The sequence below is a fragment of the Oryzibacter oryziterrae genome, assembly GCF_021864535.1.
GTDB lineage: Bacteria > Pseudomonadota > Alphaproteobacteria > Rhizobiales > Pleomorphomonadaceae > Pleomorphomonas > Pleomorphomonas oryziterrae.
On record NZ_JAKJIC010000009.1, the window covers coordinates 132672 to 145830 of the forward strand.

Here is a 13159-nt window from a genome sequence, read left to right on the forward strand (position 1 = left end):
CTAGCAGCCTTGCCGCCCCTCGCTCAAGCTGGACAAAGGCAATGCGCAAAACAAAAGGCCCGATCGCCAGGACCGGGCCTTGAAGGACACACTGGTTGGGCCATCAAGCCTCGCCGACCGTCTCGATCAACGCGTGATCGAAGGAGTCCCGCGCGTTCTTGCCGCCCCACACCACGAACTGGAATGACTGGTAGAATCGCTCGCAAGACTCGAGCGCGGTTTCCAGCAGAGCCTCGATCTGTTCGTCGCTGGCTTCCACCTGTCCGGCGAGAAGCAAGGCGTTGCGATACATGACCACCCCTTCGGCCTGCCAAAGATCGAAATGACCGATCCAAAGCTGCTCATTGACCAAGGCCAGCAGCTTCATCACCTCCATCTTGCGCGTCTCGGTCACCTTGATGTCGAAAGCGCAGGCAATATGCAGGGCCTCAATATCCTCCATCCAGGAGAAGGCCACATGATAGTCGGACCAGCTCCCCTTGACCGAGATGGTGATCTCGTCGTCGCCCGACCGCTCGAAGGACCAGTCATTCTGGGCCGCGATCAGTTCGATGACGTCGACGGGATTGCTGGGACGTTCCGAATGCACATCGATGAGGGTCATGACGACCTCCAAGGTTGCCGCTGCCGACGCAGCGTGCGTGCCACGTTGTGATGTGACTTGCCCCGTTCCGTCATGCCGAAGCATTGCGGTGGCAGCTTGTCCCATCCTTCAGCCGGTCGCGTCCGGTCCAAGGGGCGGGACCACGACGATGACCGGCAACACCGATGGTCTCCCGAAGGCGAAACACCGGAATCCAGCATCCTTGAAGGGGAAATCGCACCGCAGGCACACGGACAGTGGGCGCGATCCCTCCCGAATCTCATGAGTTCGATGGTGATGCGAAACCGATCCGAACAAAAGCCCTCATGGGGACTTTTCTGTATTTTCCTCGCCAGCCGTTGCACCAAGGCGACTTTCGAGAGCGGCGACACGCGCCGTCAGCCGTTCAACCTCGGCCAGCGCCTTCGCGGCGAGGTCCTGCACGACCTCAAGCTCCTCGCGGCGGACAAGGTCGAGCTCCGAGGCAAAGCGCTCCGCCTGGGAGCGGAAGGCCGTCGACATTTCGCGACCGGCCGACTGGGCGATACCGGCTGCATCGTTCATCAGCTTGGCAAATTCATCGAACAGACGTCCCTGCGTGCCGGACATGTCTAGGCTCCCTGATGGCGTTTGGTACCCCCTATTTGGCTCTTGTTGGCGCGCCCCGCAAGCGGCTCTAGGTAAAATGCTTGACGGCTCGACGGCACCGCTTCAAATCTCCTGTCGAGGATTGCTGTCCGCGATCTGCGAAAACCCGAAAGCCGTTCATGCCCCTGCTGGTCCTGCCTTTCCCCGCCTTCAACCCGATCTTGTTCGAGTTGGGCCCGATCAGCATCCGCTGGTATGGCATTGCCTATGTGGCCGGCCTGGTGTTCGGCTGGTGGTATATCCGCAAGCTGGTGGAAACCGATCGCCTGTGGGAAAACCAGAAGCGCCCGACCGCCACCGACATCGACGACCTCCTGGTATGGATGACGCTCGGCGTCGTGCTGGGTGGACGCCTCGGCTATATCCTGTTCTACAATTTCAACGACTACCTCGCCCACCCGCTGGAGATCTTCAAGACCTGGCACGGTGGCATGTCGGTGCACGGCGGCTTCATCGGCACGGCGATTGCACAGATCCTCTACGCCCGCCGTCGCGGCCTCAATTTCCTGACCGTCTTCGATCTGGCGGCCGTGGCTGTGCCCGTCGGCCTGTTCCTCGGGCGCCTCGCCAACTTCGTCAACGGCGAGCTCTACGGCCGCGTTACCGACGTCCCCTGGGCTTTCGTCTTTCCCAACTCCGACGGCATGCCGCGCCACCCGAGCCAGCTCTATGAAGCCGCGCTTGAAGGCGTGTTGCTGTTTGCCCTCCTGACGCCACTCGTCTGGAAAGCCGGCCTTCTCAAGCGGCCCGGCCTTGCCACCGGCATCTTCGGCCTCGTCTACGCCGCCGCCCGCATTCTGGTGGAAACGGTGCGCGAACCCGACGCGCAGGTGGGCTTCCTCGCCGGCGGTTTCCTTACCATGGGCATGCTGCTGTCGGTACTGATGGCCATTGTCGCGATCGCCTTCATCCTGCTCGCCCTTTCGGGCCGTACCCGCAGCGAGACGCCTGCATGAACGCACTCGCCAGCAAGCTCGCAGCCTTGATCCGGTCGGTGGGACCTTTGTCCATCGCCGACTATATGGCTGCCGCCCTGGGCGACCCCGAGCATGGCTATTACACGACGCGCAATGCCATCGGCCTCGATGGCGACTTCATCACCGCGCCGGAGATCAGCCAGATGTTCGGCGAGCTGATCGCCATCTGGTGCCTGACCGCCTACGAAGCCATGGGATCGCCCGAAACCGTGCACCTCGTCGAACTTGGCCCCGGTCGCGGGACGCTGATGGCCGACTTGCTGCGCGCAGCCCGGACGCACCCAGCCTTCAGGGCCGCCGTCTCGGTGCACCTCGTGGAGATGAGCCCAACCCTGCGCGAGGCGCAACGCGACAGGCTGACGGGCCTTGCTACCCCTCGGTGGCACGACCGGCTCGATCAGGTTCCGGAAGGTCCGCTTCTGGTGGTCGCCAACGAGTTCTTCGATGCCCTGCCCATCCGCCAGTTCGTCAAGACCGAGCACGGCTGGCGCGAGCGCGTGGTCGGCCTCAATGATGATGGCGACCTTGCCTTTGGCGTCGGCGCCGGGACCATCGACCCAGCGCACCTGCCAAGCGGCGCGGACGAAGTGCCGGTCGGCGCCGTCGCCGAGATCAACCGCCCGGCCGAAGCCATCATGGCTGGTCTGGCCCGGCGGCTCCGTGAGAGCAATGGCGCGGCGATCGTCTTCGACTATGGGCATACCCGCAGCGGATTTGGGGAAACCTTCCAGGCTGTCCGCGCCCATCGCTTTGCCGATCCGCTCGACAATCCCGGCGAATGCGACATCACCGCCCACGTGGATTTCGAAGTGCTCGCCCGCACCGCCCGCAGCGAAGGCGCCCGCGTGCACGGTCCGGTGACACAGGGCGACTTCCTCCTCGCCATGGGCCTGCTGGAACGGGCCGGCGGCCTCGGCCATGGCAAGTCGCCTGAAGTGCAGGAGGAGATCGTCACCGCCGTCAATCGCCTCGCCGGTCCCGAGGAAATGGGTGTGTTGTTCAAGGTGCTGGCCGTGAGTGCGCCAACCCTCAAATTGCCCGGATTTGAAAGTCTCTGAGAACTTCCGCTCCGCAAGTCCCTGAACTGAAAGCCACGCGCATGATTCTTCGCTGTCCCGCCCTGTCCGCTCTTGCCGGCATTTCCCATGGCTGGTTCACCCGCAAGGGCGGTGTTTCCTCGGGCCTCTACGACAGCCTCAATACCGGTTACGGCTCCAGCGACGACCGCGCCAATGTCGGCGAGAACCGCGGCCGCATCGCCGACGCGCTCGGCGTCAGCCGCGATCGCCTCGTCTCCTGCTATCAGGTCCACTCGCCCGACGTGGTCGTGGCCACCACCCCCTGGGCCTGGCAGGATAATCCCAAGGCCGATGCCCTGGTGACGCGCGAGCCCGGTCTTGCGCTCGGCACCAGCCATGCCGATTGCGGCCCGGTGCTGTTTGCCGATGCTGAAGCGCGCGTCATCGGCGCGGCCCATGCCGGCTGGAAGGGCGCGTTCACCGGCGTGCTCGAAGCCACCGTCGACGCCATGATCGGCCTCGGTGCCCGCCGCGAAGCCATCGTCGCCACGCTCGGGCCAACCATCTCGGGCGAGGCCTATGAGGTCGGGCCCGAGTTCGTGGAGCGCTTCAAGGAGGCCGGCGAGACGGTGGCCCGCTGGTTCAAGCCCTCGGACAAGCCCGGCCATGCCATGTTCGACCTGCCCGCCTATATCGTGCATCGCCTCACCCGCGCCGGCGTTCAGGCCTCGAGCCTGGGCCTGTGCACCTACGCCGACGAAAGCCGCTTCTTCTCCTACCGCCGCACCACCCATCGCGCCGAAGCCGACTACGGCCGCCATCTCTCCGCCATCGCCCTGCAAGACGAGTGACCCATGGCCACCCATTTCTCGCCCGCCGAGTTTTCCCGTCGCAAGTCCGAAGCCCTCGCCGCCATGGCGAAGGGCAAGTTCGACGCCATGCTGCTGTTTGCCCAGGAGTCCATGTACTGGCTGTCGGGCTATGACAGTTTCGGCTTCTGCTTTTTCCAGTGCCTCGTGCTGACGTCCGACGGACGCATGGCCTTGCTCACCCGATCGGCCGACCTCAGGCAAGCCCAGCACACTTCCATTCTCGACGACATCAGGATCTGGGTCGACAGCGCCAATGCCGGGCCGGCACACCAGCTGCGCGACCTGCTCGCCGATCTCGGTCTCGCCGGCAAACGGCTCGGTGTCGAATACGACACCCACGGCCTGACCGCCCGCAACGGCAAGGCGCTGGAAGCGGCTCTCGACGGCTGGGCGCAGCTTGAGGATGCCTCGACGCTGATCCCTGCCCTGCGGGTCGTCAAGTCCGCCGAGGAGATCGCCTGCGTTCGTGAAGCTGCCCGCATCGCCGATGTCGCCTACGAGGACGCATTGAAGATCATCGGACCGGGTGCGGACGAAGGCGACATTCTCGCAGTGCTGCAAGGACGCATGTTCGCCGAGGGCGGCGACTATCCTGCCAACGAGTTCATCATCGGCTCCGGTGCCGACGCCCTGCTCTGCCGCTACAAATCCGGCCGCCGCAAGCTCGACGCCCGCGATCAGCTCACCCTCGAATTTGCCGGCGTTAGCCGCCACTACCACGCGGCCCTCATGCGCACGGTGGTCGTGGGGCCGCCCAACGATCGCCATGTGCAACTGCACCGGGCCGCGCTTCAGGCCCTCACGGCCATCGAAGGCGCCATGCGCCCCGGCCGCAGCTTCGGAGACGTCTTTGCCGCCCATGCCGAAGCCATGGATGAAGCCGGCCTGCGCGAACACCGCCTCAACGCCTGTGGCTACTCGCTCGGCGCCCGCTTCACGCCCAGCTGGATGGAATGGCCGATGTTCTACGCCGGCAATCCGGCCCTGGTCGCACCGGGCATGACGCTGTTTGCCCACATGATCATCATGGATTCGGCCAGTGGCACGGCCATGTGCGTGGGCCGCACCTATCTCACCACGGACGGGTCTCCCGAGCCCCTCAGCAGCTTGCCTCTCGATCTGCCGGTCGTCCCCTGACGGGAACCCTGCGCGAAGACAGTTTTCAGCAGCCGCTAAACATGCTCTAAACAGCGCAAAGATCGCAAAGTGATTTGCCTCGGGGGGTTGAATGATCTCGGAAAACACTCGGAAGATCGGCGCGCGCCGCCTGGGGCTGGGGTTGATCGCCTCGGGTCTGCTGGCGATCCTGCCGGCCTGTCAGTCCACCCAGACCAAGGCCCCGCGTGCTGCTCTCTCCGATGTAGCTGCCGGCCCGACGATCCCCGCGCCGCCGGAAGCGACCCAGCCGATGCCGCCTGCGGTGTCAGCTGCGGAAGCATCCTTCCGCTTTGACCAGATCCTCGGCGTGCCCACCAACAAGACGGACACGCTCGCCCGCGGCATTGCCGATTCCGCCCGGGCACGCATGCTGCACCTGGTGCGCCGCTCGGACCCGACGGCGACCTATCGCGTCATGGGCTATCTGTCGGCTGTCGGCGGCGACGCCGGTGTCAACGTGACCTATGTCTGGGATATCGTCGACGCCCAGAACAATCGCGTGCATCGCTTCGCCGGTATCGAAATTGCCGGCAAAGCGGACGCCGATCCCTGGTCGCAAGTCTCCGATGAGGTGCTCCGCGCCATCTCAGCCCGCACCGTCGAGGACATCTACGCCTGGATCAACCGCCTTCCTTCGCCGGCTGCCGGTGCGGCTGCGGCGGCAAAGGGCGGCCCTGCGACGCTTTGACGACAGCACACCCGGATCAACTGAACATTGGGGCAATTATCCAAAGGAATCGCACGCCCTGCGATTCCCATGTTTACGTGTGCAAACCCCGCTGATAAAAGGCCCTCAATTTTCCAGCGCCTGGATTGCGTGGCTCCCTGGCTGGCAATCCGACCCACAATCAAAGGGCTATGCTCATGAAGCTCGTCGCCGGCAACGCCAACCCCAAGCTTGCCGCGGAGGTCGCGGATTATCTGGAGCTGCCCCTGACGCAGACACTGGTCCGCCGCTTCGCCGATCAGGAGATTTTCGTCGAAATCCTGGAAAACGTCCGCGGTGAGGACGTCTTCGTCATTCAGCCGACCAGCTACCCGGCTAACGACAATCTGATGGAGCTCCTGATCATCACCGACGCCCTGCGTCGTTCGTCGGCAAAGCGAATCACTGCGGTTCTGCCCTATTTCGGCTATGCCCGCCAGGATCGCCGCTCTTCCGGCCGCACCCCCATCTCGGCAAAGCTCGTCGCCAACCTGATCACCAATGCCGGCGTTGACCGCGTGCTGACCATGGATCTGCACGCCGGCCAGATCCAGGGCTTCTTCGACATCCCCACCGACAACCTGTTTGCCGCGCCGGTCTTCGTGCGCGACATCAAGGAACGCTACCAGACCGGCAACGTGGTGATCGTCTCGCCGGACGTCGGCGGCGTGGTGCGCGCGCGCGCGCTGGCCAAGCGCATCGACGCCCCGCTCGCCATCGTCGACAAGCGTCGCGAGCGTCCGGGCGAATCGGAAGTCATGAACATCATCGGCGCCGTCGATGGCCGCGACTGCATCCTGGTCGACGACATCGTCGATTCCGGTGGCACGCTGTGCAACGCCGCCGAAGCGCTGCTGGCCAAGGGCGCCAACTCCGTCACCGCCTATGCCACGCACGGCGTGCTCTCTGGCGGCGCCGTCGCCCGCATCACCGCCTCCAAGCTCAAGGAAATGGTGTTCACCAACTCCATCGCCCCGACCAAGGACTTCGAGGCCAGCCCCAAGCTGCGCTCCATCTCGATCGCTCCGCTGATCGGCGAGGCCATCGCCCGCACCGCGCACGAGCAGTCGGTGTCGAGCCTGTTCGACTGACAGTCGCGGCGACAGCCAGACAAATCCTGCACGGCCGGTTCCACGAACCGGCCGTTTGTCTTTGCAGGCCTGCCTTTGCCTATTCGCCGGCCTTGACCACCGCGGCTTCGATCTGCGAACCAAGGCTCTCGGTGTCCAGATCCTCACCGTTGGCAAGCACGATCACGGTCAGCCCGGTGGTGAGATTGCGCTGGAAATAGGTGGCTGTGCCCATCCAGCTGCCGCTGTGGCTGGCGTAGCTGTTGCCGTTCCAGATGGAGATGCTCCATCCATAGCCGTAACCGGAGCCCTCGCCGTCATCGATCGGCTGGCCATTGTCGAAGGTGCCATTGGTGAACAGGGAGGCGGTCGCATCTTCGTCGAGCAACTCGTTGGTCGCCAGCGCCTTTTCATAGAGCGCGAGATCGCTGAGGTTGGTGAAGACGCTGCCATCGCCCTGCACCACGGTCGGCTCCATGTTCTCCTCGAACTTGCCGTTGCTGCCCTTGTAGCCGGTCACCATCTGGCTTTCGGGAATGTCCTTGGCAAGCGAGGCAATATTGGTCGACGTCATGCCGAGCGGCCCCCAGACGCGATTGCGCAGCACGTCGCGCAAGGACGACTTGCCATCGGCTGCGGCGACCACGCTGGCCAGCGTCACATAGCCGCTGTTGGAGTAATCGAACTTGGTGCCGGGGGCGCGTACCAGAGGCTGGCCCGCGAGCCAGGACACCACGGCGGCGTTGTCCATGTCGTCTTCATAGTCGAAGCCGTCGTCGTTGAGGTAGTCGGGCAAACCGGCCACGTGATGGATCAGATCGCCAACGGTGATCGGCCGATAGCGCTCGTCCTGCCCGTCGAAGTCCGGCAGGATATCGGATACCGGCGTATCCTCCTCAAGGAGCCCGTCCTCGATCAGCAGCCGGGCCGCCAGCGCCGTCTCGTTCTTCGACATGGACGCCAGATCGAAGATGGTGTCCTCGTCGACAGGCGTCTCGTCGTCGAGATCGGCAAAACCGTAGCCCTTCATGTGCAGCACGTCGCCATCGCGCATGACCAGGATCGCCAGACCGGGCGTGTCCTTGCCGACAACCGTCTTGGCAAGGGCATCAACGGCCTGGATGGTTGGCGAGGCCTCCGCGCGCCAGGGAACGAGCGCACCGGAAAGAGCCAACAGGCAGGCAAGCAACTTCATGAAATCCCCCGTCCGACATGCCGCCGAACTCGACCGGCGACCATAGAGGGCATTTGCGCTCGGCAGCCCTCCCCCCATTTCCAGACCATCATGAGCGACAAATCGGAAAAATCCGTATAGCCGGGCAGATCAAGAGCGTGGAACGTGATATGCTGCACGCAATTGCCTTATTGCCTTGCTGCCCTTTTCGGGAGTTGCTCAATGTCATTTCTCTGCAAAGCAGCCTCTTGGGCTGTCTTGGTCGGCATGTTTGCCTTCCCCCCGACTGCCAATGCCCTGGGCCTGATCCATCTGCAGATCAAGGATGGCGCGTTGGCATTGAAGCCGCCCGTCATCTCCGTTCAGGTGACCATCGATCGCCCCCCCGGTCAGGATGGCGGTGACGCCACGCCTGGCAACGGCGGCCCACCGGATACGGGTGGCCAGACTGACGACGGCGGTTCGCAAGGCGGTGGCGTCACCGGCGGCAATGGCGGTTCAACCGACACGGGCGGAAACGACCGTCCGACTTCGAATACGTCCCCCGAAGGCAGCCACGAGGGAGATGACAGCAGCCGAAACCTCTATCAGCCCGCGGCCATGGCAAAACCGAAGCTCCCGATCTGCGCCGGTCCGGGACAGACGAACTGCCTCTGCGCGAACGGCAGTCTTGCCGGCGCCAGGGGATGCCCCGAACTGTCCCCCAAACCGATCGCAACCTCCAAACCGGGCAAGCCCAAACCCGCCAAGCCGGTGATCCGCGAGCCGGCAACCTTCTCCGATGCGTCCATCTCCTGCGTCGATGGCGACCTCTACGCTGCGCTCAAGGACGTCTATGGCTGGAAGCCGGGTCTGCGCCCGTGTGCCGGCACCTGCCTGCCCCGTCCCACCGGCAGCCTGAAGTCGCTTGATGACCTCTCCCGTCTGGCCAAGCAGAACAACATCAGCTGGTGCCCCGACGATTGCATCCGCATCTCGGGCTATCTGCCGCCGGAAGAGATCCTGTCCATCGAAAGGAAGACCGGCCGCAAGTTCTGCGCGTCGGTGACCGCCCTCTCCTGTCAGGCGGATAGACTCGGCAGCGGACCGGCTGCGCAGGTGCATGAGAAGATCATCACCATCTATCGCGACGCCAAGGCCACCGCCCAGCCGACCGATCAGGTGCTCCTGGTCAGCGTATCCGGCTACGCAAGCCCGCTGCCCGCGCATGCCAGCGCCGTCAACGACTTGGAGGCCATGAAGGCCGCCGTCGGCAAGCTCGGCTATGGCAAGGACGCTGTCCATCTCGCCACCGATACCAGCGCGGCCGGACTGAAGGCCTTCTTCGGCAAGGACGGACCGCTCGCCAAACTGCCGGCGAAATCGAACCTGACGGTCTACATCTCGGCCCTTGGCTATACCGATCCCGCCTCGGGCAAGTCCTATATCCTGCCCGCCAACGCCGACCCGGCCAAGCTGGGTGAAACCGGTCTGCCGCTGCAGGACCTCTACGAGGCGCTTGGCTCCGTCGGTGCCCAGTCGGTGACCGTCTGGCTGGAAGCCTCGTTCCCCACCTCGATCAGCGCCATGATCGATCCGCCGAACCTGCCGGAATCCCAGGCCGCCGTGCTGCCCGACCGGGCCATCGCCGGCCTGACCGTGCTCACGGCAGCCGATCGTGATCAGGCAACGCTCGTCGACCCGGACCTCGGAACCGGCCTGTTCACGCGTTACCTGCTGGAAGGCCTGTCCGGTTCCGCCGACGCGGCTCCCATCGGCAATGACGACCGCAAGATCGATAGCGTCGAGCTCTATGTCTACACCGCCCACCGCGTCCGCATCACCGCCCGCAAGTCCTTCGGCCTCGAGCAGAAGCCACAGATCAGCGAGGCGCAAAACGCGCTGGTTCGGGCCTTCTGACATCAGGGTCCCCCGAGACAAGCAAAGGGCGACTGGCTTTTCGGCCGGTCGCCCTTTCTGCATCTGTCAATAAGTCCGTGCCATGCGCTCAGTTGAACAGGTCCCGCAACACGCGCGGCACCTTGGGTGTCGGCACAGACGGCAGGCCGTCGACGAGCTTCTCGACCACATTCTTGTCCGACGCCTTGGGCAACTTGCCCGGCTTTGCCGCCGGCTTGACCGGAGGCACGGCAACAGCGGCCGGCACAGGGGCGGGAGCGATAACCTCGCCGGTCGTCTCGATCTCCCGCGCCACGCGGAAGCCGATCACGTTGAGCCGCTTGTCGGACGGATAGCTCGCCCGCGCCGCGCTGCGTGCGGCTGCCGGCTCGAAATACCAGGCGCCGCCCTTGACCACGCGCCGCGTGCAGTCACCGCCGCGCGAGGTGCCGTCGGCCGGCGCCCCCGCATGGTCAGGCGACCAGCAGTCGGCAACCCATTCGGCCACATTGCCGGTCATGTCCTGCAAGCCGAAGGGATTGGGCGGATAGGCGCCAACCTCGGACGTCTTGCCAAGATAGGCCGAGGCCAAGGTCACATCGCCGCTTTGGGAGAAGTCGACATTGGCGGCGCTCTTGGGCAGGCCGGTGCCGGTCGGATAAGGCGTCGTGGTCCCGCCTCGGGCTGCATATTCCCATTCGGCTTCGGTGAGCAGGCGATAGCGATGGCCCGTGGAAGCCGTCAGCCAGGCCGCATAGGCCTCGGCGTCCGCATGATCCACATAGATGACCGGCCGATTGCCACGACCCCAGCCGGCGTCCTTGGGCGTCTCGCCGGGACAGCCGCCTTCCATGCGGCAGGTCTCGAAGGCATCGAAGGTGATTTCGGTCTTGGACACGGCAAAGGGCTTGGCGATGGTCTCGTCCACCTGCGGCCCTTCGGACGCATCCCGGCCGACTTCCGTCGCCGGCGAGCCCAGCTTGAACGATCCTGCCGGCAACACCACCATCTCGGGACAATCCGAGCAGTCGCGGAAGCTCGATCCGACGGAATGATCGGTCTGCGGTACCACCTTGGTGGCCGGCACGTTCATCACCACGCGCGTCAGCGGTTCGGCCTGAGCGCCATCGCAATTTTCGCCGGCCAGACAGATCTTCGGCGCGCCGCCGCGGCTCGTTACCTCGGGGATCTGCACGCCATCGGTGGCCACGCGCACATCCTCGGCCACCTGATCGAGCAGATCGCGGAAGGGCACCGTCTTGCCGTTTTCAAAGCGCGCGAGCAGCGCTTGGGTGAAGGGCGAGTGCTGGCCGGGCTTGCCGTCGGCGGCCACCGAGCCCGACAGCGTCGCACTGGCGATCAGCGTCGATCCGGAGGAGTTGACCCGCGTCAGGCCGCGAAAGCCCGAATCCTCCGTGCCCCGCTTGGGGCAGGACGGGAACGGATCGGATCGGCAGGCATCGAGTAGCACCACCTTGGACTGCGCCCCGTCGGCCGCCTCGAACAGCGCCGACAGTGGCACTGATCGCTTTGCCTCACGGGTCTCGCAGGAAAGTTCCATGTCGACGGGCGCCAGCACGTCCTTGCCGTCAACCTCCATGCCGTGACCGGCGTAATAGACAACAGCCAGCTCCGCTCCGGACGCCTTCGCCTGGAAGGCTTCGAGGCTGTCGAGAAAATCGGCGCGCGTCAGATCGGTTGCCTCTTCCACGTCGAAGCCGTTGGCGCGCAGCATGCCGGCAACGGCTTCCGCGTCATGCGTCGGGTTTTCAAGACGCGACAGCTTCTCGTAGCCGCCATTGCCGATGACGAGTGCCACGCGTGTCGACGCGTGGGCCGACACCGCCATGGCAAGCGTGATCATGAGCGCACTGAGCAGTCGCATGTTTCACCCCCTGAAGCTCCCTGCCGATCAGGCTGAAGCACCCTGATTGACAGGCGGCGGCTCAAGTCTCACGGCATTGAGCCACGCCGACGCCCGGTTTGAACGCCCCACTACAAACGAATTGTGAACATATTACGGGATGCTCGAGCCGTCAGCACAAAAGGACAGTGCGCCAGCTCAAGCTCACTTCATCCGCAGTTCAGCCAGCATGTACCATTGCTCAAGATGATCGCGGACGATCGGCTCGTAGATCGCGTTCATCCGGCGCACGGTCACCGCGATATTCTCGTTCTTGCTGCCGCTCCGCTCCGCCTCGACGGGCGGCAGGAAAGTCAGGCGGAATGATGTATCCTTCACCCTGACATTGAAGGCCGGCAGAAGTATGGCGTCGGTTGCCAGCGCAAACTTGGCCATGTTGACGATGTTGCCGCTCGCCGGCACCGGTCGGCCAAACAGCGGAAACTGGATGTTCTTCTCGTGCACCTCGTCGATGAACAGCAGCAGCACGCCGCGCTCGTCCTTCAACTTGCTCATCAGGCGGAAGGCCGTCTTCGGCCCCGGCGGCAGCATGAAGCCGCCATGCCGCTTGCGCACCCAGTGCACCATGCGGTTCTCGAAGCGATTGGGCTGCGGCTGGTAGACACCGCGGGCATCGGGCGCAAAATCGCGATGGAACACAAGGGCGATCAGGGCTTCCCAATTGGCCAGATGCACGCCGGTGATGATCACGGGGCGCCCAAGGGCCATCGCCGCATCGAAATGCTCGCGCCCCACCACCTCCACATCGCCGCGCGGGTAGAAGCGATCCACCTGGGCGAATTCCACGAGCGCGCGGCCCGTATGTTCGAACCAGGCTGGCAACACCGCCTCGGCGGGCGTCGAGCCCGCGCCGCTGCGCTTGTGGATCAGCTGGATCATCCGCTGCATGCGACCGACGAACTTGGCCTTGCGATGGTGCCAGGCGGCAATGCGGCCGAGCCGGGCGCCGACGCGCGGCGTCAGGATGGGCGGCAGCAGCCTCAGTCCATAGTGCAGGGAGTAGGCATAGAGCCCCCAGAGCGGCGCCCAGATCCAATGCGCACGCCAGCGCTTGCGCCCCTCTGCGCCCTCTGCCAGCGCGGCGAGCGGAACAGGCTCGGGCTCCGGCGCCCGGGTCTCGGAGAAGGGAATGGTCACCGCTGCCCCCGCT

Annotated in this window: 12 protein-coding genes; 7 read left to right on the plus strand and 5 right to left on the minus strand. The window is 64.6% G+C overall.

Translation table 11 applies throughout. The features are described 5' to 3' along the window. Positions 1 to 103: 103 nt before the first annotated feature. Both L2I41_RS11590 and L2I41_RS11595 read right to left on the minus strand, forming a co-directional pair. Positions 104 to 604, minus strand: a complete 501-nt coding sequence (locus tag L2I41_RS11590; RefSeq protein ID WP_237153715.1) for a type III secretion system chaperone family protein — start codon at positions 602 to 604, stop codon at positions 104 to 106. Between the two features lie 303 nt (positions 605 to 907). After that, positions 908 to 1192 carry an accessory factor UbiK family protein gene (locus L2I41_RS11595; protein ID WP_237153716.1) on the minus strand — a complete coding sequence of 95 codons (285 nt, stop codon included), beginning with the start codon at positions 1190 to 1192 and terminating at the stop codon, positions 908 to 910. A 158-nt stretch (positions 1193 to 1350) separates the two neighbouring features. Here L2I41_RS11595 and lgt point away from each other — a divergent pair, with 158 nt between their 5' ends. The 6 genes from lgt (at position 1351) to L2I41_RS11625 (ending at position 7054) form a co-directional block, all read left to right on the plus strand. Further along, positions 1351 to 2187, plus strand: coding sequence for a prolipoprotein diacylglyceryl transferase (gene lgt, locus L2I41_RS11600; RefSeq protein WP_237153717.1), 837 nt, complete (start codon positions 1351 to 1353; stop codon positions 2185 to 2187). Continuing rightward, a complete protein-coding gene (locus L2I41_RS11605) occupies positions 2184 to 3266 on the plus strand; it encodes a class I SAM-dependent methyltransferase (RefSeq protein WP_237153718.1) in 1083 nt (360 codons plus the stop codon). Before lgt ends, L2I41_RS11605 begins: the two co-directional genes overlap by 4 nt. A 41-nt stretch (positions 3267 to 3307) precedes the next feature. Then, complete coding sequence (gene pgeF / locus L2I41_RS11610; protein ID WP_237153719.1) at positions 3308 to 4078, plus strand: peptidoglycan editing factor PgeF; 771 nt, start codon at positions 3308 to 3310, stop codon at positions 4076 to 4078. A 3-nt stretch (positions 4079 to 4081) separates the two neighbouring features. Then, entirely contained in the window at positions 4082 to 5236 is a 1155-nt protein-coding gene (locus tag L2I41_RS11615) for a M24 family metallopeptidase (RefSeq protein ID WP_237153720.1), read from the plus strand. 91 nt (positions 5237 to 5327) lie between these two features. Beyond that, positions 5328 to 5945 (plus strand): hypothetical protein, encoded by a 618-nt coding sequence (locus L2I41_RS11620; RefSeq protein WP_237153721.1) that lies wholly within the window; start codon positions 5328 to 5330, stop codon positions 5943 to 5945. Between the two features lie 176 nt (positions 5946 to 6121). Next, positions 6122 to 7054, plus strand: coding sequence for a ribose-phosphate pyrophosphokinase (locus L2I41_RS11625; RefSeq protein ID WP_237153722.1), 933 nt, complete (start codon positions 6122 to 6124; stop codon positions 7052 to 7054). A gap of 79 nt (positions 7055 to 7133) precedes the next feature. Here L2I41_RS11625 and L2I41_RS11630 read toward each other — a convergent pair whose 3' ends face one another. Beyond that, the gene (locus L2I41_RS11630) at positions 7134 to 8228 is read right to left on the minus strand and encodes a serine hydrolase domain-containing protein (protein ID WP_237153723.1); all 1095 of its coding nucleotides are present in this window, start codon (positions 8226 to 8228) and stop codon (positions 7134 to 7136) included. A 246-nt stretch (positions 8229 to 8474) separates the two neighbouring features. Here L2I41_RS11630 and L2I41_RS11635 point away from each other — a divergent pair, with 246 nt between their 5' ends. Further along, positions 8475 to 10106, plus strand: coding sequence for a caspase family protein (locus L2I41_RS11635; RefSeq protein ID WP_237153724.1), 1632 nt, complete (start codon positions 8475 to 8477; stop codon positions 10104 to 10106). 88 nt (positions 10107 to 10194) lie between these two features. On the opposite strand, the gene L2I41_RS11640 is transcribed toward L2I41_RS11635, so the two are convergent. Continuing rightward, the gene (locus L2I41_RS11640) at positions 10195 to 11970 is read right to left on the minus strand and encodes an SUMF1/EgtB/PvdO family nonheme iron enzyme (protein ID WP_237153725.1); all 1776 of its coding nucleotides are present in this window, start codon (positions 11968 to 11970) and stop codon (positions 10195 to 10197) included. Between the two features lie 183 nt (positions 11971 to 12153). Then, positions 12154 to 13146, minus strand: coding sequence for a lysophospholipid acyltransferase family protein (locus tag L2I41_RS11645; protein WP_237153726.1), 993 nt, complete (start codon positions 13144 to 13146; stop codon positions 12154 to 12156). Between the last annotated feature and the right edge of the window lie 13 nt (positions 13147 to 13159).

What these genes read in the sequence shown, in the direction of transcription:
- L2I41_RS11595 (WP_237153716.1), bottom strand. Translation starts at nt 1,192, where the DNA reads ATGTCCGGCACGCAGGGACGTCTGTTCGATGAATTTGCCAAGCTGATG.
- L2I41_RS11620 (WP_237153721.1), top strand. Translation starts at nt 5,328, where the DNA reads ATGATCTCGGAAAACACTCGGAAGATCGGCGCGCGCCGCCTGGGGCTG.
- L2I41_RS11630 (WP_237153723.1), bottom strand. Translation starts at nt 8,228, where the DNA reads ATGAAGTTGCTTGCCTGCCTGTTGGCTCTTTCCGGTGCGCTCGTTCCC.
- lgt (WP_237153717.1), top strand. Translation starts at nt 1,351, where the DNA reads ATGCCCCTGCTGGTCCTGCCTTTCCCCGCCTTCAACCCGATCTTGTTC.
- L2I41_RS11635 (WP_237153724.1), top strand. Translation starts at nt 8,475, where the DNA reads ATGTTTGCCTTCCCCCCGACTGCCAATGCCCTGGGCCTGATCCATCTG.
- L2I41_RS11605 (WP_237153718.1), top strand. Translation starts at nt 2,184, where the DNA reads ATGAACGCACTCGCCAGCAAGCTCGCAGCCTTGATCCGGTCGGTGGGA.
- L2I41_RS11590 (WP_237153715.1), bottom strand. Translation starts at nt 604, where the DNA reads ATGACCCTCATCGATGTGCATTCGGAACGTCCCAGCAATCCCGTCGAC.
- L2I41_RS11615 (WP_237153720.1), top strand. Translation starts at nt 4,082, where the DNA reads ATGGCCACCCATTTCTCGCCCGCCGAGTTTTCCCGTCGCAAGTCCGAA.
- pgeF (WP_237153719.1), top strand. Translation starts at nt 3,308, where the DNA reads ATGATTCTTCGCTGTCCCGCCCTGTCCGCTCTTGCCGGCATTTCCCAT.
- L2I41_RS11640 (WP_237153725.1), bottom strand. Translation starts at nt 11,970, where the DNA reads ATGCGACTGCTCAGTGCGCTCATGATCACGCTTGCCATGGCGGTGTCG.
- L2I41_RS11625 (WP_237153722.1), top strand. Translation starts at nt 6,122, where the DNA reads ATGAAGCTCGTCGCCGGCAACGCCAACCCCAAGCTTGCCGCGGAGGTC.